Source organism: Streptomyces sp. NPDC057854, assembly GCF_042797055.1.
Taxonomy (GTDB): Bacteria; Actinomycetota; Actinomycetes; order Streptomycetales; family Streptomycetaceae; genus Streptomyces.
The window spans coordinates 1-24,339 of sequence record NZ_JBHVMF010000019.1 but is presented as its reverse complement, the minus strand read 5'-3'; the positions used below and the strand labels follow the sequence as shown (position 1 = coordinate 24,339).

The 24,339-nt window shown below is 74.7% G+C and carries 21 protein-coding genes and 1 pseudogene; 7 read left to right on the top strand and 15 right to left on the bottom strand.

Going from position 1 to position 24,339, the window contains the following annotated elements:
• Window positions 1-49: 49 nt before the first annotated feature.
• From adhE to ACFVQZ_RS25300, 10 genes are all read right to left on the bottom strand, one after another.
• The gene (adhE, locus tag ACFVQZ_RS25345; protein WP_383626308.1) at window positions 50-2,644 is read right to left on the bottom strand and encodes a bifunctional acetaldehyde-CoA/alcohol dehydrogenase; all 2,595 of its coding nucleotides are present in this window, start codon (window positions 2,642-2,644) and stop codon (window positions 50-52) included.
• 176 nt (window positions 2,645-2,820) lie between these two features.
• On the bottom strand, window positions 2,821-3,675 hold the full coding sequence (locus ACFVQZ_RS25340) for a S1 family peptidase (RefSeq protein WP_383626305.1): 855 nt from the start codon (window positions 3,673-3,675) through the stop codon (window positions 2,821-2,823).
• Window positions 3,676-3,902: 227 nt separating this feature from the next.
• Complete coding sequence (locus tag ACFVQZ_RS25335; protein ID WP_383626302.1) at window positions 3,903-4,712, bottom strand: DUF1684 domain-containing protein; 810 nt, start codon at window positions 4,710-4,712, stop codon at window positions 3,903-3,905.
• Entirely contained in the window at window positions 4,709-6,028 is a 1,320-nt protein-coding gene (locus tag ACFVQZ_RS25330; RefSeq protein WP_383626299.1) for an NtaA/DmoA family FMN-dependent monooxygenase, read from the bottom strand. Before ACFVQZ_RS25330 ends, ACFVQZ_RS25335 begins: the two co-directional genes overlap by 4 nt.
• Window positions 6,025-7,044: an LLM class flavin-dependent oxidoreductase gene (locus ACFVQZ_RS25325; RefSeq protein ID WP_383626297.1), complete on the bottom strand. Its 1,020-nt coding sequence runs from the start codon at window positions 7,042-7,044 to the stop codon at window positions 6,025-6,027. Before ACFVQZ_RS25325 ends, ACFVQZ_RS25330 begins: the two co-directional genes overlap by 4 nt.
• Before the next feature lie 36 nt (window positions 7,045-7,080).
• A complete protein-coding gene (locus tag ACFVQZ_RS25320; protein ID WP_030494498.1) occupies window positions 7,081-8,049 on the bottom strand; it encodes an ABC transporter substrate-binding protein in 969 nt (322 codons plus the stop codon).
• Window positions 8,050-8,079: 30 nt separating this feature from the next.
• Window positions 8,080-8,871, bottom strand: coding sequence for an amino acid ABC transporter ATP-binding protein (locus tag ACFVQZ_RS25315; protein WP_383626294.1), 792 nt, complete (start codon window positions 8,869-8,871; stop codon window positions 8,080-8,082).
• A complete protein-coding gene (locus tag ACFVQZ_RS25310) occupies window positions 8,868-9,761 on the bottom strand; it encodes an amino acid ABC transporter permease (RefSeq protein ID WP_383626291.1) in 894 nt (297 codons plus the stop codon). Before ACFVQZ_RS25310 ends, ACFVQZ_RS25315 begins: the two co-directional genes overlap by 4 nt.
• 69 nt (window positions 9,762-9,830) lie before the next feature.
• On the bottom strand, window positions 9,831-11,642 hold the full coding sequence (locus tag ACFVQZ_RS25305) for an FAD/NAD(P)-binding protein (RefSeq protein WP_383626289.1): 1,812 nt from the start codon (window positions 11,640-11,642) through the stop codon (window positions 9,831-9,833).
• Window positions 11,639-12,514 carry an amino acid ABC transporter permease gene (locus ACFVQZ_RS25300; protein ID WP_383626286.1) on the bottom strand — a complete coding sequence of 292 codons (876 nt, stop codon included), beginning with the start codon at window positions 12,512-12,514 and terminating at the stop codon, window positions 11,639-11,641. Before ACFVQZ_RS25300 ends, ACFVQZ_RS25305 begins: the two co-directional genes overlap by 4 nt.
• Before the next feature lie 418 nt (window positions 12,515-12,932).
• Between ACFVQZ_RS25300 and ACFVQZ_RS25295 the strand changes: the two genes are divergently transcribed.
• Entirely contained in the window at window positions 12,933-13,424 is a 492-nt protein-coding gene (locus ACFVQZ_RS25295; protein WP_030494503.1) for a GNAT family N-acetyltransferase, read from the top strand.
• Complete coding sequence (locus tag ACFVQZ_RS25290) at window positions 13,421-14,374, top strand: ABC transporter substrate-binding protein (RefSeq protein WP_383626283.1); 954 nt, start codon at window positions 13,421-13,423, stop codon at window positions 14,372-14,374. Before ACFVQZ_RS25295 ends, ACFVQZ_RS25290 begins: the two co-directional genes overlap by 4 nt.
• A 16-nt stretch (window positions 14,375-14,390) precedes the next feature.
• Here ACFVQZ_RS25290 and ACFVQZ_RS25285 read toward each other — a convergent pair whose 3' ends face one another.
• The gene (locus ACFVQZ_RS25285; protein WP_030494505.1) at window positions 14,391-15,683 is read right to left on the bottom strand and encodes a DUF5685 family protein; all 1,293 of its coding nucleotides are present in this window, start codon (window positions 15,681-15,683) and stop codon (window positions 14,391-14,393) included.
• A 403-nt stretch (window positions 15,684-16,086) separates the two neighbouring features.
• Between ACFVQZ_RS25285 and ACFVQZ_RS25280 the strand changes: the two genes are divergently transcribed.
• On the top strand, window positions 16,087-16,521 hold the full coding sequence (locus tag ACFVQZ_RS25280) for a cell division protein SepF (protein WP_030494506.1): 435 nt from the start codon (window positions 16,087-16,089) through the stop codon (window positions 16,519-16,521).
• Window positions 16,522-16,623: 102 nt separating this feature from the next.
• On the opposite strand, the gene ACFVQZ_RS25275 is transcribed toward ACFVQZ_RS25280, so the two are convergent.
• Complete coding sequence (locus ACFVQZ_RS25275) at window positions 16,624-18,417, bottom strand: MFS transporter (RefSeq protein ID WP_383626281.1); 1,794 nt, start codon at window positions 18,415-18,417, stop codon at window positions 16,624-16,626.
• A gap of 475 nt (window positions 18,418-18,892) precedes the next feature.
• On the opposite strand from ACFVQZ_RS25275, the gene ACFVQZ_RS25270 reads away from it, so the two are divergent.
• Window positions 18,893-19,735: a phosphatase PAP2 family protein gene (locus ACFVQZ_RS25270; RefSeq protein ID WP_321192689.1), complete on the top strand. Its 843-nt coding sequence runs from the start codon at window positions 18,893-18,895 to the stop codon at window positions 19,733-19,735.
• A 78-nt stretch (window positions 19,736-19,813) separates the two neighbouring features.
• Here the strand turns inward: ACFVQZ_RS25270 and ACFVQZ_RS25265 are convergent, their stop codons facing one another.
• Window positions 19,814-20,029 carry an I78 family peptidase inhibitor gene (locus ACFVQZ_RS25265; RefSeq protein WP_030494509.1) on the bottom strand — a complete coding sequence of 72 codons (216 nt, stop codon included), beginning with the start codon at window positions 20,027-20,029 and terminating at the stop codon, window positions 19,814-19,816.
• A 316-nt stretch (window positions 20,030-20,345) separates the two neighbouring features.
• Here ACFVQZ_RS25265 and ACFVQZ_RS25260 point away from each other — a divergent pair.
• A pseudogene (locus ACFVQZ_RS25260) lies at window positions 20,346-20,534 on the top strand (cytochrome ubiquinol oxidase subunit I); the annotation flags it as partial.
• 44 nt (window positions 20,535-20,578) lie between these two features.
• Here the strand turns inward: ACFVQZ_RS25260 and ACFVQZ_RS25255 are convergent.
• Both ACFVQZ_RS25255 and ACFVQZ_RS25250 read right to left on the bottom strand, forming a co-directional pair.
• Window positions 20,579-21,862 carry a glycosyltransferase gene (locus ACFVQZ_RS25255; RefSeq protein ID WP_030494511.1) on the bottom strand — a complete coding sequence of 428 codons (1,284 nt, stop codon included), beginning with the start codon at window positions 21,860-21,862 and terminating at the stop codon, window positions 20,579-20,581.
• Between the two features lie 225 nt (window positions 21,863-22,087).
• Window positions 22,088-22,588 carry a transglycosylase family protein gene (locus ACFVQZ_RS25250; protein ID WP_081959009.1) on the bottom strand — a complete coding sequence of 167 codons (501 nt, stop codon included), beginning with the start codon at window positions 22,586-22,588 and terminating at the stop codon, window positions 22,088-22,090.
• 460 nt (window positions 22,589-23,048) lie between these two features.
• Here ACFVQZ_RS25250 and ACFVQZ_RS25245 point away from each other — a divergent pair, with 460 nt between their 5' ends.
• Together ACFVQZ_RS25245 and ACFVQZ_RS25240 are read left to right on the top strand one after the other, a co-directional pair.
• The gene (locus tag ACFVQZ_RS25245) at window positions 23,049-23,831 is read left to right on the top strand and encodes a hypothetical protein (RefSeq protein WP_030494513.1); all 783 of its coding nucleotides are present in this window, start codon (window positions 23,049-23,051) and stop codon (window positions 23,829-23,831) included.
• A 128-nt stretch (window positions 23,832-23,959) separates the two neighbouring features.
• Entirely contained in the window at window positions 23,960-24,286 is a 327-nt protein-coding gene (locus ACFVQZ_RS25240) for a hypothetical protein (RefSeq protein WP_036414610.1), read from the top strand.
• Window positions 24,287-24,339: the final 53 nt, after the last annotated feature.

The window sequence follows — 24,339 nt, the reverse complement described above, 5'->3', positions numbered from 1 at the left end:
GAGGAGGCCCCCGCCGCGGCGGGGGCCTCCTCACGTCCGGGTCCGGGCGTCACGCGCCGTAGTAGGCCCGGGTCATCAGCTCCTTCATCTCGTCGATCATCGGCATCCGCGGGTTGGCGGGGGCGCACTGGTCGGCGTAGGCGTTCATCGCCTGCTGCGGCAGGGCCGCCAGGAAGGCCGCCTCGTCGACGCCCTCCTCCCGGAAGGACGCCGGGATCCCGCACCGCGCGCGCAGTTCCTCGACGGCCCGGGCGTACGACTCCACCCCCTCCTCCGGCGTCGCGGCCGGCAGGCCCAGCGTCCGGGCGATCTCCTGGTAGCGCTCCGGGGCCCGGTAGGTCTCGGCCTTGGGCCACGGCACGGCCTTGTGGGTGACGGTGCCGTTGTGCCGGATGACGTGCGGCAGGAGCAGCGCGTTGGTGCGTCCGTGGGCGACGTGGAAGGTGTTGCCGAGGGTGTGGGCCATGGCGTGGACCAGGCCGAGGAAGGCGTTGGCGAAGGCCATGCCGGCGAGGGTGGACGCGTTGTGCATCTTCTCCCGGGCCCCGGGCGCCTTCGCGCCCTCCTTCACACAGGTCTCCAGGTTCTCGAAGATCAGCCGGATGGCCTGGAGGCACTGGCCGTCGGTGAAGTCGTTGGCGTAGGCCGAGACGTACGCCTCGGTGGCGTGGGTCAGGGCGTCGAAGCCGGAGTCGGCGGTGACGGCCGGCGGGAGGTGCAGCGGCAGCACCGGGTCGACGATGGCGACGTCCGGGGTGAGGGCGTAGTCGGCGAGCGGGTACTTCTGGGCGGCCTCCGGGTCGGAGATGACGGCGAAGGGGGTGACCTCGCTGCCGGTGCCGGAGGTGGTCGGGATCGCGACCAGCTTCGCCTTCTCGCCCAGCTTCGGGAACCGGTAGGCCCGCTTGCGGATGTCGAAGAACTTCTCCTTGGTGTCCGCGAACGCGACCTCGGGCCGCTCGTACATCAGCCACATGATCTTCGCCGCGTCCATCGGGGAGCCGCCGCCGAGGGCGACGATCGTGTCCGGCCGGAAGTCCCGCATGGCGGCGGCGCCGGCCCGGACGGTGGCGAGTTCGGGGTTGGGCCGGACGTCGTCGATGACCTGGATCTCGACGGGTTCCGCCCGCCCGTGGAGGATGTCGGTGACCTTGCGGACGAAGCCGAGCTCGCCCATGGTCCGGTCGGTGACGATCGTGACCCGCTTCAGGCCCTCCATCTCGCCGAGGTAGCGGACGGCGCCCGGCTCGAAGTAGATCTTCGGCGGGATCTTGTACCACTGCATGGTGGTGGTGCGCCGTCCGATCCGCTTGACGTTGACCAGGTCGACCGCGGTGACGTTGTGCGAGACGGAGTTGTGCCCGTAGGAGCCGCAGCCGAGGGTGAGGGAGGGCAGGAAGGCGTTGTAGACGTCGCCGATGCCGCCGAAGGTGGAGGGGGCGTTGACGATGACCCGGACCGCCTTGACCCGCCGGCCGAACTCCTCGGCGAGCGCCTCGTCCTCGGTGTGGACGGCGGCGCTGTGCCCGAGGCCGTGGAACTCGACCATGGCGGCGGCCAGTTCGATGCCCTGCTCGGTGGAGCCGGCCTTGAGGGCGGCGAGGACCGGGGACAGCTTCTCGCGGGTGAGCGGTTCGTTCTCGCCGACCTCGGCGCACTCGGCGAGCAGGATCGAGGTGCCCGGGGGGACCGCGAAGCCGGCCTGTGCGGCGATCCACTCCGGCGACCTGCCGACGACGGCCGGGTTGAGCTTCGCGCCGCCGCAGTTCGTGCCATGGGCGGTGGCGCCGAAGAGGTACTCCTCCAGCTTGGTCTTCTCGGCGGCGGTGACGACGTGGGCGCCGAGCCGCTCGAACTCGGCGATGCCCTCCTCGTACACCTCCGCGTCGAGGATGACGGCCTGCTCGGAGGCGCAGATCATGCCGTGGTCGAACGCCTTGGAGAGGACGATGTCGTGGATCGCCCGCCCGAGCTTCGCGTCCCGGGCGACGTAGGCGGGGACGTTCCCGGCGCCGACGCCGAGGGCGGGCTTGCCGCAGGAGTAGGCGGCGCGGACCATCGCGTTGCCGCCGGTGGCGAGGATGAGGGAGACGCCCTCGTGGCGCATGAGGAGACCGGTGGCCTCCATGGAGGGCTCCTCGATCCACTGGACGCAGTCGGCGGGGGCGCCGGCGGCGACGGCGGCGTCGCGGACGATCCGGGCGGCCTCGGCCGAGCACTCCTGCGCGGAGGGGTGGAAGGCGAAGACGATCGGATTACGGGTCTTGAGGGCGATCAGCGCCTTGAAGACGGTCGTCGACGTGGGGTTGGTGACGGGGGTCATCGCGCAGACGACGCCGACGGGCTCGGCGATCTCGGTGATGCCGGTGAGCTCGTCGCGGCGGATCACTCCGGCGGTCTTCAGCCCGGCCATCGCGTGCGTGACGTGCTCGCAGGCGAAGAGGTTCTTGACCGCCTTGTCCTCGAAGAGGCCGCGGCCGGTCTCCGCCACGGCGAGGCGGGCCAGCTCGCCGTGGGCGGCCAGCGCGGCGAGCGACGCCTTCTTCACGATGTGGTCGACCCGGTCCTGGTCGAGGGTCTCGAACTCCGCGAGCGCCCCGAGCGCCCGCCCGACGAGCCCCTCCACCCTCTCCTTGGCCTCCATGACGGCCTCCTTCACCGGTCCCTGGTTTCTCCGACACCTCCATTCGACACCCGGTGACCTGCGGAAAGGAGCGCGGAAAGACCCTGGGGCAGGGGCCGTAGGTCCTTTTGTGAACGGATTCACAAGATCTTGGAAAGGGGTGCCCCGGCCGCACCGGCCGGGGCACCCCCACGCGGTCAGAGGAGGCTGACCCCGTACTTCGCCAGGGCCTCCGGCACCGGCTGGTAGAACGTGGTGCCGCCGGTGGAGCAGTTGCCGCTGCCGCCGGAGGTCAGGCCGAGCGCCTTGGTGCCGTCGTACAGCGCGCCGCCGGAGTCGCCGGGCTCGGCGCAGACGTTCGTCTGGATCATGCCCTTCACCGTGCCGCCGCCGGAGTAGCGGACGGTCGCGTTCAGGCCGGTGACGGTGCCGCTGCGGGTGCCGGTGGTGGAGCCGGACCGCTTGACGGACTCGCCGACGTAGGCGTCGGCGGCGGTGAAGCCGCCCGTGCGGGTGAGCGAGGTGTTGTCGTAGCGGACCAGGGCGTAGTCGTTGCCCGGGAAGCTGGAGCCGGTGGTGGCGCCGATCAGCGTGGACTGGGCGGAGTTGGCGTACCAGGTGTCCACCACGTTGCCGCAGTGGCCGGCGGTGAGGAAGTAGTACGTGGAGCCGCTGCGCACGTTGAAGCCGAGCGAACAGCGGTAGCCGCTGCCGTAGATGGCGTCGCCGGGGCCGAGCAGGGGCCGGAAGACGCCGGGGGTGCGCTGGACGCGCAGGGCTCCGGCGTCGTTCCCGGCGGCGGCCCGGATCTTCGCGAGGCCCGCGTCGGAGACGGTCGAGTCGGCGGTGACGACGACCCGGCCGGCGGCCCGGTCGACGTACCAGGCGGTGCCGCCGACCCCGGCGGCGTCGACCGCGCTCTCGGCGCGGGCGAGCTGGGCGGCGGGGGCCGGTCCGGGGGCGGGCGCGGCCTGGGCTCCAGGGAGCCCGAGGGCGGTGACGGCCGCGAGTCCGGCGGCGACGGCGAGCAGTCGGGTGCGCTTGATCCTCACTGTGCTCCTCACTTCCTTCTGGGAAAAGCGGAGGGGGCCCGGGGGGTGAGAGGCCCGTGAGGCGCCGTCAGATGACGTGTTCCTGACATGCACCGCCAGCGATGGTGCCGCCTCCCGGCCGCGCGCACAAGACCGCGCACCGGACCGCGCACCGGACCGCCGCGCGCACGGGTGCCCCGGCCGCACCGGCCGGGGCACCCGTCGTCCGCATCCCGGAAGGCAGAAGGTCAGGCGGTCAGCACCCGCCGCTCCCCCGCCTCCACCGCGAGGTCCAGCGTGTTCCCGGGCGGCGGGAACGGGCAGATGAAGTGGTCCGCGAAGGCGCACGGCGGCAGCAGCGCCCGGTTGAGGTCCACCGTCACCGAGCCGTCCGCCGCCGGCGCCGGCGGACGCAGGAAGCGGAACCGGAAGGTGGACCGCCCGCTGGTGGCGTCCGCGAAGACCGCCCACAGCGTGCCGTCGTCCTCCACCGCCACCTGGAGCGCGTGCACCCGCCCGTCGAGCTCGAAGACCAGCTCCCCGGAGAGCCCGAGCCCGCGCTCCTTCCCGTCCGCGTTCGCCACCCGGACGCTGCGCGCCTCCTCGTACGCGCGGTACGCCCCCGGCACCACCCAGCGCGGGTCGTACGGCGTCGCCTCGATGCCCCGGAAGGCCCGCCGCGCCGCTGAACCGGGGTCGAAGTCCCGTACCGCCCACAGTCCTTCGCGGTGCATCACCACGAGGCGGCGGCCCTCCGCCTCGACCCGGGACGCGTGCACCGGCGGGTGGTCGGCGGTGAGCCGGACGGTGCCGGCGAAGGGCTTGCCGTCGACGGTGAGCCCGTCCCCGGCCTCCGCCGTCAGCACCACCTCGCCGTCGTCCTCCCGCCACTCCCCCGGCAGGCCCGGCAGCCGGCCTCCGGGGAAGTCCGCGAGCCAGTGGGTGCCGGTGAGGGAGAGCGGGCCGTACGAGGAGGCCACCGCCGCCTCGCGCCGCTCGTGCCAGTGCCGCCACTCCCCGGCGGCGTCGCCGCTCTCGCTGCTGCTCGTGTCGCTCATGGTGTTCCACCCTTCCACACCGGCGCCGGGAGCCCGAGGTGCGACCGGAGCGTCGCGCCCGGGTACTCCGTACGGAAGACCCCGCGCTCCTGGAGCAGCGGCACCACCCGGTCGACGAAGTCGTCCAGCCCGCCCGGGGTGAGGTGCGGGACCAGGATGAAGCCGTCGGCGGCGTCCGTCGCCACGTGCTCCTCCAGGGCGGCGGCGACCGACTCCGGGGTGCCGACGAAGGAGTGCCGGGCGGTCGCCTCGATCACCGTGTCCCGGGTCGACAGTCCCTTGGCCTCGGAGAGCGCCCGCCAGCGGGCCGCCACGGCCGGCGGGTCGGCGATCCGCACCCGGCCCTGGACCAGCGTGGACTCCGGGTCCGGGTCGACGTCCGGCAGCGGCCCGTCCGGGTCGTGCCCGGACAGGTCGCGGCCCCAGACCTGCTCCAGGGCGAGCAGGGCGTTCTGCGGGGAGACCTGCTGCCGGCTGATCAGCGCGGCCTTCTCCCGGGCCTCGGCCTCGGTGTCGCCGAGGACGAAGGTCGCGGCCGGCATGATCTTCAGGTCCCCGGGCCGCCGCCCGTACCGGGCGAGCCGGCGCTTCACGTCGGCGTGGAAGGCCCGCCCCGCCTCCAGGGTGGAGTGCCGGGAGAAGACCACGTCGGCGGCGGAGGCGGCGAACTCCCGCCCCTCGTCGGAGTCCCCGGCCTGGATGACGACCGGATGCCCCTGCGGGGGCCGTTCGACGGTGGCCTCGCCCTCGATCCGGAAGTGCCGCCCCTCGTACGCGAAGCGGCGCCGCTCGCCGCCGGCCGGCCAGGAGTCCCACAGCCCGCGGACGGCGGCGACCGCCTCGGCGGCCCGGGTGTAGCGGTCGGCCCGGTCCAGGAAGCCGCCGCGCCGGAAGTTCTCGCCGGTGAAGGCGTCCGAGGAGGTGACCACGTTCCAGGCCGCCCGGCCGCCGCTGAGGTGGTCCAGGGTGGCGAGCCGGCGGGCCAGCTCGTACGGCTCGTTGAAGGTGGAGCTGACCGTGGCGGCGAGGCCGAGCCGGTCGGTGACGGCGGCGAGCGCGTTCAGGACGGTGATCGACTCCGGGCGGCCCACGACGTCGAGGTCGTGGATCCGGCCGCCGTACTCGCGCAGCCGCAGGCCCTCGGCGAGGAAGAAGAAGTCGAAGAGCCCGCGCTCGGCGGTCCGCGCCAGGTGCTCGAAGGAGGAGAAGTCGATCTGCGAGCCGGACCGCGGATCGGACCAGACGGTGGTGGAGTTGACGCCGGGGAAGTGCGCGGCGAGGTGGATCTGCTTCCTGGCCGGCCGGGACTCGGTCACGCGTCGGCTCCCTTCGGTGCGTACTGGCTGACGGGCCGCGGCAGCCCGAGGCGGTCGCGGAGGGTGGTGCCCTCGTAGGCGGTGCGGAACAGGCCCCGGTCCCGCAGGGCGCCGGCCACCTCGGCGGCGAACCGGGGCAGGTCGCGCCCGGGGACGGCCGGCACGAAGTGGAGGCCGTCGACGGCGCCGCCGCCGTGCCAGCCGGCGACCTGCGCGGCCAGCGCGGCGGGCCCGCCCGGGTGGGTGCCGAGGTCGGCGGCGACGGTCAGCAGCACCCGGAGCAGTCCCGGGTCGCGGCCGTGCGCCCGGGCGGCGCGGTGGAGTTCGGCGCGGAGCGCGGCGGCCTCCTCCGGGGAGGCGGCCCGGATCAGCGCCACGTCGGCGTGGCGGGCGGCGGTCTCCCGGGCGGCCGGGCGGGTGGCATCGACCACGACGACCGGGTTGCCCTGCGGCGGCCGGGGCACGATCGAGGGGCCCTTGACGGAGAAGGCGGAGCCCTCGAAGCCGACGTGGTGCAGCTTGTCGCGGTCGATGAAGCGGCCGGTGGCCACGTCCCGTATCTCGGCGTCGTCCTCCCAGCTGTCCCACAGCCGCCGGGACACCTCGGCGGTCTCGCTCGCCTCCTGCCAGAGCGCGGCGGCGGGCGGCGCGGGTCGGCGGCCGAAGAGCCGGGCCTCGGCCTCGCCGGGCGAGACGTCGATCCGCCAGCCGGCCCGGCCCCGGCTCACCCAGTCGAGGGTGGCGACGGCGGCCTGCACGTGGAACGGCTCGGTGTGGGTGGTGGTGACGGTCGGCACCAGGCCGACGGAGCGGGTCGCGGGCGCGATCCGGGCGAGGACGGCGAGCGCGTCGAGCCCGGGCCGGGCGAAGGAGTCGTCGTGGGTGAGGAAGTCGAGCCGGGCGTCCTCGGCGGCCCGGGCCGTCGCCAGGACGTCGGCGACGGCCCGGGCCCCGGACCCGTCCGGCGGGGCGGGGGCGATCTCGGCGGCCAGGTGGAGCGGTCGTACTCCGGTCATGCGGGGTCCTCGATGCGGTGACGGGACGGACGGGGGTCAGTGCTCGGTGCGGGGCAGGCCCGGCGGGTTGATCTCGGACTTCGTGACCGCCTCGGACGACAGGCCCCAGCGCTCCAGGACCTTCGCGTAGCTGCCGTTCGCGATGACGTGGTCGAGCGCGGCGGCGTACGCCTCGACGAGGCCGCTGCCCTTCTTCGTGGTGGCGGCGATCTTGCCCTGGAGGCCGGCGCCGGCCCCGGAGAAGGTCCCGGCCACCTCCGTCTGGCCGGCGGCGGCCACGTGGTGGGCGACGGACGGGTTCGGGCCGAGGTAGCCGTCGATGCGGCCGGACTGGAGGGCCAGGTAGTAGTCGGTGGGGTTCTGGAAGTACCGGATGTCGACGCCCGGCCGGCCGGCCTTCACGTTCTCCTCCGACCAGTCGACGAGGATCTTCTCCTGGTTGGTGCCCGAACCGACCGCGATCCTCTTCCCGGCCACGTCGGCGGGGCCCTTCACGGTCCATCCGGAGCCCTTCTTCGCCTCGAAGGCCAGGTCGTCGCGGCGGTAGGTGGCGAAGTCGTACTTGTCTTTGCGCTCCTCGGTCACCGTGACGTTGGAGAAGACGGCGTCGAACTTGCCGCTGTCGAGACCGACGAACAGGTTCTCCCAGGACACCGCCTGGAAGTCGGCCTTCAGTCCGAGGGTGTCGGCGACCAGGGTGGCCAGGTCGGTCTCGACGCCGATGAGGGTCTTGTCGTCGGTGGCGTAGAAGTTCAGCGGCGGCTGCCCGCCGGCGCTCACCCCGACGACGAGGGTGCCTCTCTTGCGGACGGCGTCGGGCACCTTGGCGGCGACGGCGTCGGCCTTGCCGGTGCGGATCCGGTTCTGGTCCGGACCGAGGTTCACGCCCCGGCCCGGCTTCCCGTCCGGCTTGATCTCGGTGGCGGGGTCACCGGTGCCGCAGGCGGTGAGGGCCCCGAGGGCGGCGAGCGCGACGGCGGCGAGCAGGGTACGGCGGGTACGCATGACGGACTCCTGGGTGCGGGGGCGGAAGGGTCAGAGGACCTTGGAGAGGAAGGCGCGGGTGCGCGCGTGCGCCGGGTGGTCGAGGACCTCGGCGGGGGTGCCCCGCTCGACGATCCGGCCCTCGTCCATGAAGACGACCGTGTCGGCGACCTCGCGGGCGAAGCCGATCTCGTGGGTGACGACGATCATGGTGGTGCCGGCGGCGGCGAGGTCCCGGATGACGTCCAGGACCTCCCCGACCAGCTCGGGGTCGAGCGCCGACGTCGGCTCGTCGAAGAGGAGCAGGCCCGGTTCGAGGGCGAGGGCGCGGGCGATCGCGACCCGCTGCTGCTGCCCGCCGGAGAGCTGCCGGGGGTACGCCTCCGCCTTGTCGGCGAGGCCGACCCGGGCCAGCAGCTTCCGGGCCGCGTCCTCGGCGGCCCGGCGGGGGCGGCCGAGGGCGGAGACGGGCGCCTCGGTGATGTTCTCCAGGACGGTGAGGTGCGGGAAGAGGTGGAAGTTCTGGAAGACGAAGCCGATCCGGGTGCGCTGCCGCAGGATCTCCCGCTCGCGCAGTTCGTACAGCTTGTTCCCGGAGCGGCGGTAGCCGACGAGGACGCCGTCGACGCTGACCGAGCCGCCGTCGACCTTCTCCAGGTGGTTGATGGTGCGCAGCAGCGTGGACTTGCCGGAGCCGGACGGGCCGAGGACGACGGCGACCTCGCCGTGGGCGACGTCGAGGTCGACGCCGCGCAGGACCTCGGTGGCGCCGAAGCTCTTGCGGACGGCGCGGAGTTCGACCTTGGGGCCGGTGTCGGCGGGCGGGGCGGTGCGGGTGCTCATCGGGTGCTCCCCTTCGCGTAGTGGCGTTCGACGTAGTACTGGACGACGGAGAGCGCGGTGGTCAGCAGCACGTACCAGACGGTGGCGACCATCAGCAGCGGGACCACCCGGCCGGTGCGGCCGTAGACGACCTGGACCTGGTAGAAGAGCTCGCCGATGGCCATGACGGAGACGATCGAGGTGCCCTTGAAGAGGGAGACGATCTCGTTGGCGGCGTTGGGCAGGATGGACCGCATGGCCTGCGGCAGCACGATCCGGCGCAGCCGGCGCAGGCGCGGGATGCCGAGGGAGGCGGCGGCCTCCAGCTGTCCGGCGTCGACGGCGAGGACCCCGCCGCGGACGATCTCGGCGGCGTAGGCGGCCTGGTGGAGGGCGAGGCCGAGGACGGCGGCGCTCATGGCGCCGACCAGGCCGACGGTGTCGAAGGAGTAGAAGCCGGGCCCGAACGGGATGCCGATGCTCAACTCCTCGTAGAGATAGGCGAGGTTGAACCAGAAGAGGAGCTGGACGATGAGCGGGATGGAGCGGAAGGCCCAGACGTAGCCGAAGGCGACGGCCCGCAGGAAGGGGCTGTCCGAGAGGCGCATGAAGGCGAGCACGACGCCGAGGGCGAAGCCGAGCACGGTGCCGTAGAGGGTCAGCTGGAGGGTGACCCAGACGGCCCGGAGGATCGCGTCGGTGGCGAAGTACCGGGCGAAGACGTCCCATTCCCAGCCGGGGTTGGTGACGAGGCCGTGGCCGAACTGGACGAGCACGACGGCGGTGGCGGCGACGGCGACCCACCGCCAGGGGCGGCGGACGGGGACGACGGTCAGGGCGGCGCGGTCGCCGGCGGACGGCGGGGGCCCGGTCGTGTCGACCGGTGCCGGCGGGTCGCTGGTGAGGGTCATGGTGGCTCCTCGGTCCGTGACGGGAGGGCGGGTACGCGGATGCGTACGGGTGCGGGGACGGGCGGCCGGTCAGGCGGCGGGCGTGGGGGCGGGAGCGGCCTGTTGTCGGCCGGCGTCCCGCAGGAAGGCGAGCGCGGCGCGCGCGGCGGCGTCGTTCTGCGCGAAGGCGACCCCGCCGGTCCGGGGCCGGGCGAAGCCGCCGCCGGCGCGGGCGGTGGTGTGCGGGCCGAGGGCGATCCGGCGCGGGTGCGGGCGCCCGTCCCGCTGCGCGATCCGCCCGTCGGCGGGGTCGACGGCGAGCAGCCCGCCGGGGGTGGCGCGGGCGCCGTCCTCGTACAGGCCGCGCAGCAGCGGGCTGGCGGTGCCGGTGACGGTGGGGGCGGGCAGCCGGGCCTCGACGAGGGCGCGGGCCTCGGTGACCGCGCCGGGCACGGCGGGCGAGGAGGCCCGGAAGACGCCGCGCCGCTCGTCGGCCTCCACGGTGAGGCGGGGTCCGAGGAAGCGGACGGTGCCGGCCCGGGAGAGGGCGAGCAGCCGGCGCAGCCGGGGGCCGGGCGGGCCGGAGGCGAGGAAGCTGAAGAAGCCGTGCCACCAGCCGTCGGTCTCGATCCGGTCGCCGAGCCGCACGAGCTGTCCGTAGACGGAGAGGAGGGCGGCGAAGACGGCGGCGTCGGGGCTGTGGGCGGGGTCGTGGCGGCGGCGCAGGTCGGCGGTGACGTGGGCGCGCAGGGCGTCCTGGAGGGCGTCGGCGTCGGGGACGCGGAGGCCGGCGAGGGGGTGGTCGAGGGCGTCGGGGTCGAAGCGGTCGGCGGGGTCGGGGACGGCGGCGGCGACCAGGGCGCGCAGGCCGGGGTCGCCCGGCGCGGCGGCGGCCCAGGCGGCGGCGAAGCCGTCCCAGTCGCCGGTGGTGCGGTCGGGGTGGGCGGTGAAGAGGCGGTGGTAGTGGGCCCAGCCGAGCTCGTGGGAGACGTGCGGCCAGACGTCGCGCCGGAAGTCGAGCGGCCCGTCCCGGCGGAGCAGGGCGTCGACCTGCCGGGGGCCGAAGAAGCGGGGCAGCGGGGGCCGTTCGCCGCCGAGGGCGTAGCCGATCTTGGAGTGGTACGGGACGCCCCGGCGGGAGCCGGCGTACAGCACCGGTTCCCGGCCGGAGGGCACGTAGACGGGCGCGTCCTCGGGGCCCTCGTAGCGTCCGCCGCGGCCCTCGGTGAGGAGCACCATGAGGTCGACGAAGGCGAGGCCGAGGCCCCGGACGAGGACGGGTTCGCCGGCCGGGAGGGCGGACAGGTCGAGGTCGGCGGTGTGGCCGGGCGGCACGTGGACGAGGCCGTGGCGGGCGGCGAAGCCGGCCAGTTCGCGCTGTGCGGCGTCGGGTTCGGCGTCGAGGTGGCCGAGGGTGAGGACGACGAGGTCGGCGGTGAGCGGGGTGGGGCGGCCGGCGAGCCACACCCGCTGCCGGCCGTCGCGGGGGCCGTCGACCCGCAGGGCGGTGGTGCGGTGTTCGCGGAGGGTGACGGTGGCGGGCAGCGCGTCCCGGGCCCGCTCGTACGCCCAGCGCAGATAGGCGCCCTGCTCGGGGCGGGGGGCGAACCGGCCGCCGTCCGTGCCGGCCCATTCGGCGAGCGTGGGCCCGGGGAGCACGGGACCGTCGAGGCGGACGGTGTCGTCGGTGAAGACGGTGACGTCCTCGGCGCGCGAGTTCATCCAGAGCAGCGGGGACTGGGCGGTGCGCCAGATCCGGCCGGGGCCGGGCGGGTACGGGTCGACCAGGTGCAGGTCGAGCGGCCGGTCGTCGTACAGCTCGGGCAGGGCGGCGGCGAGCCGTTCCAGGAAGCCGGTGCCGCGCGGTCCCGCGCCGACGATCACCAGCGAGGCGGCGCTCACCGGCCGGTCCCGGTGCCGCGCGCGTACCGCTTCTCCACGTAGTGCTGGCCGATGCCGAGGACGGAGGTGACGGCGACGTACCAGAGGGTGGCGACGAGGAGGAGCGGGATGACCTCGTAGGTGCGGTGGTAGACGAGCTGGGTGGAGTAGAGCAGGTCCTGCACGGCGATGACGGAGACGATCGAGGTGCCCTTGAGGGTGCCGATGAGCATGTTCCCGGCGGGCGGCACGATGGCGCGCATGGCCTGCGGGAGCACGATCCGGGTGAAGCGCCGGCGGCGGCCGAGGCCGAGCGCCTGGGCGGCCTCGATCTGGCCGCGGTCGACGGAGAGGACGCCGCCGCGCACCACTTCGGCGGCGTAGGCGGCCTCGTGGAGGGTGAGGCCGAGGACGGCGACGGCGACGGGTCCGAGGAGGTCGACGGTGGAGACGCCGAGGATCGTCGGGTAGAGCATGCCGATGTTGAACCAGAACAGCAGCTGGACGAGGATCGGCGTGGAGCGGAAGAACCAGACGTAGCCCCAGGCGACCGCGCGCAGCACCGGGTTGGCGGAGAGCCGCAGGGCGGCGAGCAGGGTGCCGAGGGCGAAGCCGAGGACCATGACGGCGGCGGTCAGCCACAGGGTGAGGCCGAGGCCGCGCAGCACGGACGCCGAGGTGAAGTAGCGGGCGACGACGTCCCATTGGAAGGCGTCGTTGCGGACGACCGAGACGAGGCCGAGGGCGAGCAGGACGAGGACGGCGCCGGCGGCGGTCCACTGGCCGGTCCTGCGGGCGGGGACGACGACGGGGGCGGCCGGACCGGTCGTCGCCGGGACGGCGGCCGGCGGCGGGCCGGGCGGGCGGAGGGTGCCGAGGGGTACGGAAGGCATGCGAAGGCTCCGTGACTGCCGGGGGAGGCGGGTCGGACGGGAGTGCGCCTTCGTACGCACGGGGGTGGAGCGGCGGGCCGGGCCCCTCAGCCCGGTGTCCGCCCTGTGAGGCTACGGGGCGGGGCGGCGCGGCTGTCAAGTCCGTCGGGGATGCGGGCGGTTGGGTGAGGCGTACGTCTCCTACCGGTTGACTGGGGAACGGATGCCTGTTCCACTGTGGCCATGCATCCGCAGCAGCTCGTCACGCGCTCCCACATCGACCTCGGTCGTGTGTGGTCCTCTTCCTGTTGAGCCGTCCCGCTGCGTTTCCCCAGGTCGTCGCACCTGTCCTCCGGCGTCCCCGCCGGCGCCTCCCCCGCGCCTTCACGCACCCCTCCCCTCGCCCCGCCCTGTCTCTCCTCCCGCCCGAGGCCGACGCATGTCCTTCCCGCCCGGTCGGGTGTCCGCGCTCGCGCTGCGCGCGACGACGCCCGACGATCCGCTGGCGCGCCCGCTCCTCGACGAGCTGGCGCACGAATACCTGACCCGCTACGGCGACTCCTCCGATCTGACCCGCTTCCCGGCGAGCGAGTTCGCCCCGCCGCACGGCGCGTTCCTGCTCCTCCTGGACGGGGACGCGCCCGTCGCCGGCGGCGCGTACCGCCGCCACGACGCCGGCACCGCCGAACTGAAGCGGATCTGGACCCATTCGGCGCACCGCCGGCGCGGTCTGGCCCGCCGGGTGCTGGCCGCGCTGGAGGCCGACGCCGCCGCCCGCGGCTACACCCGCGTGTACCTCACCACCGGTCCGCGCCAGCCGGAGGCCAGGGGCCTCTACCTGGCGACCGGTTACCGTCCGCTCTTCGACGTCACGGCCGATCCCGAGTCGATCGGTCCGCTGCCGTTCGAGAAACACCTGGAGCAGTCATGAGCAGCCCCCGCAGACGCACCAGCACCACCGTCCTCGTCCTCGCCGCCGCCACGGCGCTCGTGCTCACCGCCTGCTCCGGCGGCGCTCCCGCGGCGACCGCCCCGGCCGGCGCGGCCCGGGACGCGCTGCCCACCCAGGACGTGGTCGCGGGGGCCGGCCGGAACGAGGCGGCGGTACGGCTGCTGCCGGAGGAGGTGCGCGAGCGGGGCACCCTGACGCTCGCCGCCTCGGTCGGCACCCCGCCCAGCTCGGCGTACCTCCCCGACGGGAGGACCGTCGTCGGCCTGGACGCCGACTTCGCGGCGGCCGTCGCGCGGGCGCTCGGTCTGGAACTGAAGCGGGAGGCGGCCGGGTTCGAGGTGATCCTGCCGGCGCTGGGCAGCGGGAAGTACGACGTCGGCACCGGGAACTTCGGGGTCACCGAGGAGCGCCGGAAGACGATCGACTTCGTGACCTACATCAACGACGGGCAGGGCTTCGCGGTCCGCGAGGACAGTCCGCTGAAGGAGGTCACCGATCTGACGCAGCTGTGCGGGCTGAAGGTGGCGACGGGTGCCGGCACCACCTTCGAGCAGACCCTGGAGAAGAACAGGGACCGGTGCGCGGCGGCAGGCAAGGAGCCGTACGAGGTGCACGTCTTCAACGAGAGCGGGGCGCCCTGGCTGGCGCTGCGGCAGGGCCGCAGCGACGTGGTGATGAGCACCATCAACGGCATCCGGTACGCGGTGGGGCGGCAGCCCGGCACCCGGTTCCTCAACGAGTACCGGCGGCTCGACGTGGGCTTCGCCTTCAGGAAGGGCTCCGCGCTGGCGCCGGCCTTCCGGGCGGCGGTGAACGGACTGAAGGCGGACGGCACCTACGACCGGATCCTGCGGAAGTGGGGGGTGACCGCGTCGGCGATCGCCGAGTCCCGGATCTCCCCGCCGGAGCTGCCCGCCCCGGCGGGGTGATCCGCGCGGCGGCCCGTCAGCAGCTGCCGCAGTCGCAGTTGCAGTCGCAGCCGCAGCAGCCGTCCTCGCCGCAGCAGTTGGAGCAGCACTCGCAGCCGTCGCAGCAGCTGCCGCAGTCGCACTGCTTGCAGAGTCCGTCCTTGTGGTCGCGGCTCCACGGGTCCTCGTAGGTGCCGCAGCACAGCTGACAGGTGCAGGCGAGGCCGGCCCAGACCGCGCACCCGGCGATGAGGCCGCGCCGGCCGCGGCGCGGCGGGCCGGGCGGGAAGCCGCCGCCCCCGCCGCCGCCCGGGCCGGGGTTCCAGGGCCCGCCGGGTCCCGCGGGTCCGCCGGGGCCGGGGGCGTACGGGGTGCCGGGGCCGTAAGGGCTGCTCGTCCCGGGGCCGTTCGGCGCGTACGGGTTGCCGGGCACCGGGCCGTGGCCGTGCGCGGCGGCGCCGCCGTGCGCGCAGGTCGTGGTGCCGAAGGCGCGGTCGACGGAGACCCGCAGCTCGTGCGCGAGGAGCTGGTGGACGAGCCTGCCGTCGGTGAACTCGGCGTCCTTGAGGGCGAGCCGGATGCCGTGCAGGGCGTCGTCGGCGAGCCGGCGGGCCTCGTCGCGGGAGGTGCCGGTGGCGGTGAGCGGGTTCCAGGCGCCGGCCGCCGCGTCGGCGGCCTGGTCCTCGACGGCGTCGAGGAGGTGGGCGAGGCGGCCGAAGAGCCGGCCGGCCTCGGCGAGCGGCGCGGCGTTCCCGGGCCGTCCGGCGAGGACCGCGGTGTGCGCGAACGCGGCGGCGGTGGCGGTCTCGGTGGGTTCGGTGACGACGAGGAGCGGGGTGCCGGGCCCGGCCAGCGACTCGATGCCGGTCTGCCGGTCCACGGCGTCGACGAGGACGGCGGTGTCGAAGCCGACCGCGAGGCCCGCGCGGGCGCCGGCCCGGTCCCAGGAGCGGGCGACCCGGCGGGCCGCGGCGGCGACCGGCCGGCGGGCCAGCAGGCCGTCCCGGTCGGCGACGTGGTCGCGCACCTTGGCCGAGGCGAGGACGAGCGAGACGGCGGCGGCGAGCCGGGCGCCCTCGCCGCGGGCGACGGGCGCGGTGCGCATCGCGCGCAGCGGGCAGGGTCCGGCGGTGCGCCGGCCGGCGTCGGTGACCCCGGTCTGAGCCTCCGTCAGCACGGAGACGATGAGCCCGTCGTAGTTGGTGACGACCCGGGCGAACTGGCCGTGGTCGGCCCGCAGGGCCAGACAGAGCCCGCAGAGGTGGGCCGTCCACTGGGTCTTCAGGCGGTCGGTGAGCCGGTGCGTGCAGGGTCTGACGATGCCGAACAATTCCATCCCCCGTGGTGCGGTGCGAGAGCGTGCCGGGCGCGGAGCGCGCGGCGGGCCGCGCGGCACCCTCCGGGGGTGCCCGGAGGAACCCCCGGGGTGGGCCGGGGGAGCCCGCCGGACGGCCTCGCGGCATCGTAGCGAGGGGGGGCGTTCACCCGTACGCGCCCGACGTCACCCTTGTGGACCGACTTTCATATTTTCAGCAACATGGCCCTCCGTCAGGCCCCGCATACCCCAAGTTTCCTGACGAATCGCCAGAAAACGCCCCTCACGTTCTGCACCAGTACCGTCACGAATCCCCTGCGCGGCGCCTATCCACTTGGCGCGCGATCCGCATCATGGACGACGATAGGGATATGCGGAACCACAAGTGACCGCAGTGACCGCGTGAAAGGAGGCGTCCATGGGATCGGTGCGCAAGGCGAGCGCCTGGCTGGGACTCGTCGAGGACAACGACGAGCGTTACTACGACGACGAGTACGCCGACGGTGCCGAGAGCGGCGACGCCTGGGTGACGGACCCCCGGGTCCGGGTCGCCTCGGACACGGCCGAGGACCGGGGCCGCCGGATCGCCACCGTCTCGCCGGACAGCTTCCGGGACGCCCGGGCCATCGGCGAGCTCTTCCGGGACGGCGTCCCCGTGATCGTCAACCTCACCTCCATGGAGCCGAACGACGCCAAGCGGGTCGTCGACTTCGCCGCCGGCCTCGCCTTCGGCCTGCGCGGCTCGATCGAGCGCGTGGCGACCCGGGTCTTCCTGCTCACCCCCGCCGACACGGAGATCGTCAGCGGCGAGTCCGGCCGGCGCCGCCAGGACGGCTTCTTCAACCAGAGCTGACGCCCCTTCCGTCGCCGCACCGCGCCGCCCTCCGGATCGCCCCGCGATCCCGCCCGACGCCGAACCGGCCCGGACCCGCCCCGCGGGTCCGGGCCGGCGGCGTCAGCGGACCCGGCCCGCCGCCCCGCTCATCCGCCCCGCCGGACCGGCGTCCGGCAGCGGCCGGGGAGCGGCGGCCGTCCCCGTGTCGCCCGGCGAGGCCACCGGCTGCCCGGGCACCAGACCCGGCCCGGCGCACTCCTCCCGCTCCCCCGCCGGCGGCGCGGCCGGCTCCCGGGTCCGCGCGCCCGCGCTCCTCGCCGCCTCGGCCTCGGCCGCCGCGGCGGCCTCCGCCTCCTCCACCGCCGCCTCGACGTCCACCGGGCACTCCATCACCCGGGGCAGCCGGAGCGCCATCACGGCGCCGGCGAGCAGCAGGCCCGCGCTCACGAAGAGGGTGAGGTGCAGTCCGTCGACGAAGGCGTGCCGGGCGGCGGTGTGCAGGGCCGCTCCGGCCGCGCCGCCGAGCCGGTCGGCGACCTGGTACGCCTCGCCGAGCGAGTTCGCCGCCGCGTCGCTCGCGGCCGCCGGCACCCCGGGGACGCCGCTGAGGCCGGGGGCGTACGCCGCGTTCATGACGCTGCCGAGGAGGGCGATGCCCATGCCGGCGCCGAGCTGGTAGGAGGTCTCGCCGATCGCCGCGGCCCCGCCCGCGCTCCGCGGCGGCGCCTCGCTCAGCATCGACTCGTACGCCGAGAAGAGGGTCGTCTGGAGGCCGAAGCCGAGCAGCACGAAGCCCGCGGTGAGCAGCAGCGGGCGGTCGTGCTGGCCCATCAGCGTGAGCAGCAGCACCGCTCCGGCGGTGAGCACGAAGCCCCAGCCGACCATCCGCCGGGGCCCGATCCTGCGCAGGGTGTACGAGCCGGTGGCGCCGGCGGCCATGGCGGCGAAGGTGAGCGGGAGGAGCCGCAGCCCGGTCTCCAGGGGGCTGAGTCCGAGGACCAGCTGGAGGTACTGGACGGCGATGAGCTCCAGGCCGACGAGGGCCAGCATGGCGAGGACGATGCAGCCGACGGAGGTGGTGAAGGCGGGCCGGGCGAAGAGCCGGGTGTCGATCAGCGGGTGCGGCCGGCGGCGCTGGCGGCGGGCGAAGAGGACGAGCAGCAGCGCACCGGCGAGCAGCGGTCCCGCGGTCAGCGCGGAGAACAGGGGCTCGCCGGCGCCGGCGCGCTTCACGCCCAGGACGCAGCCGAGGACGCCGGCCGCGGCCATCAGCGCGCCGAGCACGTCCCAGGGCCCTTCGGCGGTGCCGCGGGACTCGGGCAGCAGCCGGCGGGCGAGCGGCAGGATGAGCGCCATCAGCGGGATGTTCAGCAGGAATACGGAGCCCCACCAGTAGTGCTCGACGAGGAAGCCGCCGAGCACGGGTCCGGTGGCGGCGCCGATCGCGGCGACCGCCGTCCAGATGCCGATGGCGGTGGCCCGCTCGCGCCGGTCGGGGAAGACCGTCCGGATGAGGGAGAGGGTCGCCGGCATGATCATGGCGCCGCCGACGCCGAGCAGGGCGCGGGCCGCGACGAGGACCCAGGGCTCGGTGGCGAGGGCGGCGACGGCCGAGGCGACCCCGAAGAGCCCGTAGCCGAGGAGGAGGACCCGGCGCCGTCCGATCCGGTCGCCCAGGGTGCCGAAGAGGATCAGCAGGGAGGCGCAGACCAGGGGGTAGGCGTCGACGATCCAGAGCAGTTCGGTGGCGCCGGGGCGCAGGTGCTCGGTCAGCGAGGGGACGGCGACGTGGAGGATGGTCGCGTCGAGGGCGACCAGGAGGAGGCTGACGCAGAGGACGACGAGGACGGCCCAGCGGTTGGCATCGCCGCCGGCGGCACCCCGTGCCGTTCGGGCCGTGATCGTCCGCGACATGTCCGTACCTCCAAGTGACGCTCCCGCGCTCGGCAGGGCGCCGCCGACCAGGGCTGATGTGCGTGCGGCGGCGCGGCGATGAGGGCGGGTGAGCCGTCAGCGTACGCGAGGACGGGGCCCGGGAGGGTGGTGCACCTCTCACCCCGGCGAGGCTCCCGGTGTGGCGTACGCCACAAGATCACGTCCGCGCGTCGCATGGAATTCCGCACGGACGGGTGTTTGAAGTAATTCCGTGCCGTACAAACAGGCTTCCGGAATCACCCCCGGCGGCAATAGGGCTGAAGGTCATCGGATTTTCCGACGGGAGTCCGGAATGGCCGGACCGATGAGACCCACTCCACATCACATCGTCATCACGAAGGGAGCGGATCGCGCGGGTCGTCTGCTCACCCCCTGTAACGTCGATCGGGTGCGTACCGACATCTTTGCCCGGCTGGACCGGGAGCCGGTCCCGCCGAAGATAGAGGTCCCGCGGATGACCCGGACGCGTCTCGCCCTCTTCGGCGGGACGTCGGCGTTCTATCTCATCGTCGTGGTGGCGGTGCTGCTCTCCACCTGGCTGGTGACCCTCGACTGGAAGATCATGCTCTTCCGTCCCTACCAGCAGTGGCCGGAGCTGCACGCGTTCCTCGACTACTACGTCGTCCTCGGCCAGCGCGGTCCCACGGCGGTGATGGTGGCGGCCTGGCTGGGCTGGCGCTCCTGGCGCCAGCACACCCTCCGGCCGCTCCTCTCGCTCGGCGCGGCGCTGCTGATCCTCAACGTCACCGTCGGCTCGGTGAAGCTCGGCCTCGGCCGGCTCGGCCCCCACTACGCGACCCGGATCGGCTCGGCCGAGCTGTTCGCGGGCGGCGACATATTCCCCTCGGGTCACACCGCCAACGCGGTGGTGACCTGGGGCATCCTCGCCTACCTCGCGACCACCCCGCGGGCCCGGCGCTATCTGTCGGCGCTCTCCGCGGTGGTCGCGCTAGGAGTCGGCCTCACGACGGTCTATCTCGGCACGCACTGGCTGAGCGACGTGCTGCTGGGCTGGGCCGCCGGCCTGCTGATCCTGCTGGCCCTGCCCTGGTGCGAGCCGGTCATCGCCGTGGTGGAGGCGTGGATCCTGGACCGGCGCGACCGGATCAGGGAGCGGCTGCGGGCCCGGCGCCGCCTGGTGCCCTCGCTGCCGGTGGCGTCCGGCGGGCCGCGGCTCTTCCCGGCCCCGGTGGCCGGCGAGGACCCCGCGCGGAAGCCCGTGGGGGCGGCGGGAGCGGCGGCGGGCCACGCCCGGGCGGCCCGGAGCCGGCCGTCGTCGGACCGTCTCACCGCCTGATCCCGCACCCCCCCGGTACGTCGAAGGGCCCCGGCCGTCCGGCCGGGGCCCTTCCGCGTGCCCGGGACGTGCCCGCCGTCAGCCGGTCCAGCAGCGGGTGACGGTGTCGTCCTCGACCTCGAAGTTGAGGCGTCCTGCGACGTACTCCATGGTGACGATCGCGCCCGGCGGGAGGGCCCGGACGACCCGCCAGCCGCGGGTCCTGGCGAGCCGGGCGGCGGCGTCCGCGTCGAGGCCCACATAGGACTCGGGCGCGTCTCGGGGCGGTTCGGGGGTGCGCGGTATGGGTGCCATGGGGTCACGTTAGTCCCCTCGCGGTCACGCTTGCGTCACAACTTCCCGACAGCGGGAAGGAACCCGGGACGGGCGGCGGCGGCCGTGTCCCCGGACTTTTCTCCGGTCATTCGAAAACACGGCCGGAGGTTCGCACGAACCGTTCGGGCGGTTCTCCGGCGCTTCTCCGGCGGTTTTCGGCCGCGGTCCGGAATTCGGGGCCGGCCGCGAATCGGCGAAATACCCGGGGGTCCGCGCGCGGCTCCCTCACCGTTCCCTTACAGGATGCTTACTCCGGCCGGACGCCGAAGAAGCGGAACACGGGGCGGAGGCACCGGTGAGCACCGAGGCGGCGACCACCACGACGGAATCCGCACGGCAGCGGCACGGCCGGATCGTGATCGACTGGCTGACCACCACCGACCGCAAGAAGATCGGCCACCTCTATCTGGCGACCTCGTTCGCCTTCTTCCTCCTGGGCGGTCTGCCGGCCATGGCGATGCGGGCCGAGCCGGCCCGCCCCGGGGACCCGTGGACGGCGGGGCGGCGGCGGGCGGCGCGGCGGGCCCGTCAGCGCAGGCCGAGGCGGCGCAGCGTCCGGCCGGCCGCCGCCTTCGCGGTGTACCCGGCGTCGACCGCGCGGCCCGTCCAGGCGTGCCGGGCCGCGGCCGCCGGGGAGTGGACGCGGCGGGTGGTGCCGCCCGCCAGCAGCCCGGTCCACAGCTCCTCGTGACGCGCGGCGATCCGCGCGGGGTCGTACCGCTCCGCCGCCGTGCGGGCCGCCCGGCCGGCCGCGGCCCGCAGTTCCTCGTCGTCCATCAGCTCGCGCAGCGCCCCCGCGACCGCGCCCGGGTCGCCGACCGGCACCAGCCGGCCGTCCACCCCGTCCTCGACGATCTCGCGCGGCCCGTGCGGGCAGTCCGCGGCCACCACCGGCAGCCCGCACCGCATGGCCTCCACGATCGTCATGCCGAACGCCTCCCGTTCGGAGGTGACGGCCGCGATGGAGCCCTTCGCCCACTCCGGTTCCATCGGGTGGACCTGGCCCATCAGCCGGACCTGCCCGCCGAGCCCCCGGGCCTCGATCTGCCGGGCGAGCGGCCCCCGCAGGTCCTGCACGGCGTCCCCGCTGCCGTAGATCCGCAGGCTCCAGTCCGGATGGTCGGCGGCGACCTCGGCGAAGGCGTCGACGAGGACGTCGAACCGCTTGACCCGGGTGAGCCGGCCCGCCGCCACCACCACCCGGGCGGACGGGTCGGCGGGCGGGACGGCCGGCGCCGGCACGCTGTTGGGCACGGCCTCGACGCGGACCGTGTCCGGCAGACGGAGCCGACGGTAGGCGCGGGCGTCGGCCTCGGTGACGGTGGTGACGAGGTCGAGCAGCGCGTACTCGTGGGCGATGTCCCGCCGCAGCCGGCGGCTGTGCCCGTCGAGGATCAGGTGCTCCTGGGCGACGAGCAGCGGCCCGGGCCCCGCCTGCCGGGCCAGGTGGACGTTGAGCCCCGGCCGGGTGCCCACGAGGACGTCGGCCTCCACCCCGCGCAGGTGCTCCCCGATCCGCGCGTCGGTCAGCGCGCTGTACTGCTTCCAGCGCCCGTCGCCGCGCGGGAAGACCCGGGCGGGGCGGTGGAAGTCGGGGTGGTCGCCGTCGTACTCCGGCCCGTCCGCCCGCAGGTCGACGAGGTGACGGAGCGTCACCCCGGCCGGGAGGCCGAGGCGGGGGCGGTCGCGGTGGCGGAACACCGAGACGATTTCCACGTCATGACGCTCCGCCAGTTGTTCGGCGAGGGTGAAGGTGGTCCGGATGGTCCCGCCGTAGTGATAGCCGTTGTGGAGCAGGAAGGAGATGCGCATCTGCCGGTTCCCCCCGGTCAGTCGATCGGTCGGGCCGACTGTACTGCTCCGGCGGCGCCCGCCCTCACGGCCGGTGACCGGGCACCGCGCCCCGGGCCGCGCCGGCCCGCCCCGCCCGTCTTGCCTGCGGGCAGGTCCCCCGGGCGCCGGGGGCCGGCTCCCGGTCGTCCGGAGGGGCGGGGCGGGCGGCCGCCCCGGCTCCGTACGTCCGTCACCTCGGCGCCGTCAGAGCGGCGCGATCCGCAGCATCGTGCCGACGTACAGCCGGTTCGGGTCGGGGCCGATGACGCTCTTGTTGGCCGCGTACAGGCGCTGCCAGCCGCCCTTGACGGCGAAGCGGCGGGCGATGCCGGCGAGGGTGTCGCCGGGCTGCACGGTGTGGACGCGCCCGCTGAGCCCGTACCGCTTGGAGCAGACGGGCCAGGCGCTCCAGCCCTGCACGCGCAGGACGTCCTCGGCGACGGTGATCTGCTGCTGCCGGGTGGCCAGGTCGGCCCGGCGGGCGAACTTCAGGCCGCCGAACTCGATCCAGGTGGGCTGCCAGAACTGGAGCCCGCCGTAGTACCCGTTGCCGGTGTTGGCGTGCCAGCGCCCGCTGCTCTCGCACTCGGCGACGCAGCCCCACGGCCACTGGTCCTCGGCGCAGGCGTACGCGGGCACGCCCGCCGGTCCCGCCGACGGCGGCGGGGGCACGGCCCCGGTGCCGCCGCCCTGCGCCGCCGCCACGGCCGCCGCCGCGGCGGCGAGCGCGTCGGCGGCGTCCGCGAGCCCGGACTCGGCGGCCGTGCCGGCCACGTCGGGCAGGGCCGGTACGGCGGGGGCTCCGGGCGCTCCGGCGGTGCCGGGCCCGTCGTCGCCGGGCGCGGCCGTGGCGGCGGGCGCCTGGTGGAGGGCGAGCAGCGCCGCCGCGGAGGCCGCCGCGAGCGAGCCGGCTGTCCAAAATCGGATCATCGACATCGCCGCAGGCTAGGTCGGGCTCCGGCGCCCCGGCTCCGTGCCGCGCGGAACGCTGTTCACTTCCCACCCGGTCGGAGTCACGGACGCCGGGCCGCCCCCCGTGCACGCGCCAGGGGCAAGTTGCCCGGTTTCGCGCGTGACCCCGCCCGCGCCTGACCCGTTGAACTCGGCATGAGAGACGCCCGGGAAAGGCCCGGGGTCCGTCCGTCACGACTCCAGGGAGCCCCCCGTGCCGCGCATGCTCGACGTCAGCGAGGACGTACGCGCCGAGATCGGCGACGAAGAAGCCGACCGGCTGCTCGCCGGCGACAACGCCCCGGGCAGCTACGACTGCACCTCCTGCCGCACGCCGGGCGACTCCGAGCAGGAGCGCACCAGCACGGTGCTGTTCGTCGGCGAAGAGACCGCGGTCCTCGCGTTCGCCCACGCCAGCTGCATCCCCTCGCAGATCGTCCGGGTCTCCGAGGAGCAGCTCCAGGGGGCCGTCGCCTCCATCGCCGCCGCCGACGAGGCCGACGCGCTGTCCGCCGCCCACCCCGAGCAGGCGGTGCTGGGCGTCACCAGCGGTCTCGTCCTGATCGACGGCGAGCTGCACCCGGCGCTGGTCGTCGAGCCGACGGCGCCGGTGGCGCGCCCCGGCTCGGGCGGCCTCACCGACGAGTTCCTGTCGCTCCTCACCGAGCAGGGCTTCCAGCCGGTCGCCGACCTGAACACCAAGCCGGCCGCGCTGCCCGGCTGGTCGGTCCTGGTCGCCATGGGCCAGCTGCACTCGGTGCTCCAGCCGGGCGCCGGCGGCACCGGCCAGAGCGCCTGGTGGCAGGCGCACCAGCCGCTCCAGGTGACCGAGGGCTGGCGCGCGGCGGCCAACAAGTCGCACACGGTGCTGGTCTTCGCCGCGCCGGTCGGCTCCATCGGCCAGCAGCCGCGCGAGGACCTGCTGCGGGACGCCCTGGAGAAGGCCGCGGTGAACGGGCGCCTGGTCGCCGCCGCGATGCCGCTGGCCGGTACCTGATGGACGAGGGACGTCCGGGGATAGGGCCGGCGCGTCCGCGGCGGGTGCCGACCGTGCCGCGCCCCCGGCAGGCCGCTCTTTCGGAGAGCCGCCCGCATCCGACGGTCGGCGGGGTCGTTGGCACCTACGTGCACGCATACGACCCTTTCCCCCAGCCGTATCCGAGTCCGATCCCCGGCATGCGCCCGGCGCAGGACGTCCCGGCCGGATTCTCGGCGACGCCGATCTTCGATGCCCTGTACTCGGAGTACCGCCGGTCGTTCCGCACGCTTCCGGGTGACCGCAGCGGTGAGGAGGAGCTGGCGTTCCGGGCGTTCGGGACGGCGCTGAGCACGGGCCTGTCGGGCTTCACGGGGCTCCACGGCCAGCCGTACGCGGCCTATCCGTCGGCCTGGGCGGCGCAGCAGCACCCTCCGCAGGCGGCGCTGCCGCCGGGGCCGCGCAGAGGCATCTGAGCGGTCCGCGGGAGACGGCCGAGGGCCGGAGTCGTCCGGGACGACTCCGGCCC

Bases quoted from the DNA above. Each gene is read 5' to 3' on its own strand.
- adhE (WP_383626308.1), bottom strand. From the start codon at position 2,644: ATGGAGGCCAAGGAGAGGGTGGAGGGGCTCGTCGGGCGGGCGCTCGGG.
- ACFVQZ_RS25335 (WP_383626302.1), bottom strand. From the start codon at position 4,712: ATGAGCGACACGAGCAGCAGCGAGAGCGGCGACGCCGCCGGGGAGTGG.
- ACFVQZ_RS25325 (WP_383626297.1), bottom strand. From the start codon at position 7,044: ATGACCGGAGTACGACCGCTCCACCTGGCCGCCGAGATCGCCCCCGCC.
- ACFVQZ_RS25320 (WP_030494498.1), bottom strand. From the start codon at position 8,049: ATGCGTACCCGCCGTACCCTGCTCGCCGCCGTCGCGCTCGCCGCCCTC.
- ACFVQZ_RS25315 (WP_383626294.1), bottom strand. From the start codon at position 8,871: ATGAGCACCCGCACCGCCCCGCCCGCCGACACCGGCCCCAAGGTCGAA.
- ACFVQZ_RS25310 (WP_383626291.1), bottom strand. From the start codon at position 9,761: ATGACCCTCACCAGCGACCCGCCGGCACCGGTCGACACGACCGGGCCC.
- ACFVQZ_RS25300 (WP_383626286.1), bottom strand. From the start codon at position 12,514: ATGCCTTCCGTACCCCTCGGCACCCTCCGCCCGCCCGGCCCGCCGCCG.
- ACFVQZ_RS25295 (WP_030494503.1), top strand. From the start codon at position 12,933: ATGTCCTTCCCGCCCGGTCGGGTGTCCGCGCTCGCGCTGCGCGCGACG.
- ACFVQZ_RS25290 (WP_383626283.1), top strand. From the start codon at position 13,421: ATGAGCAGCCCCCGCAGACGCACCAGCACCACCGTCCTCGTCCTCGCC.
- ACFVQZ_RS25280 (WP_030494506.1), top strand. From the start codon at position 16,087: ATGGGATCGGTGCGCAAGGCGAGCGCCTGGCTGGGACTCGTCGAGGAC.
- ACFVQZ_RS25275 (WP_383626281.1), bottom strand. From the start codon at position 18,417: ATGTCGCGGACGATCACGGCCCGAACGGCACGGGGTGCCGCCGGCGGC.
- ACFVQZ_RS25270 (WP_321192689.1), top strand. From the start codon at position 18,893: ATGACCCGGACGCGTCTCGCCCTCTTCGGCGGGACGTCGGCGTTCTAT.
- ACFVQZ_RS25265 (WP_030494509.1), bottom strand. From the start codon at position 20,029: ATGGCACCCATACCGCGCACCCCCGAACCGCCCCGAGACGCGCCCGAG.
- ACFVQZ_RS25255 (WP_030494511.1), bottom strand. From the start codon at position 21,862: ATGCGCATCTCCTTCCTGCTCCACAACGGCTATCACTACGGCGGGACC.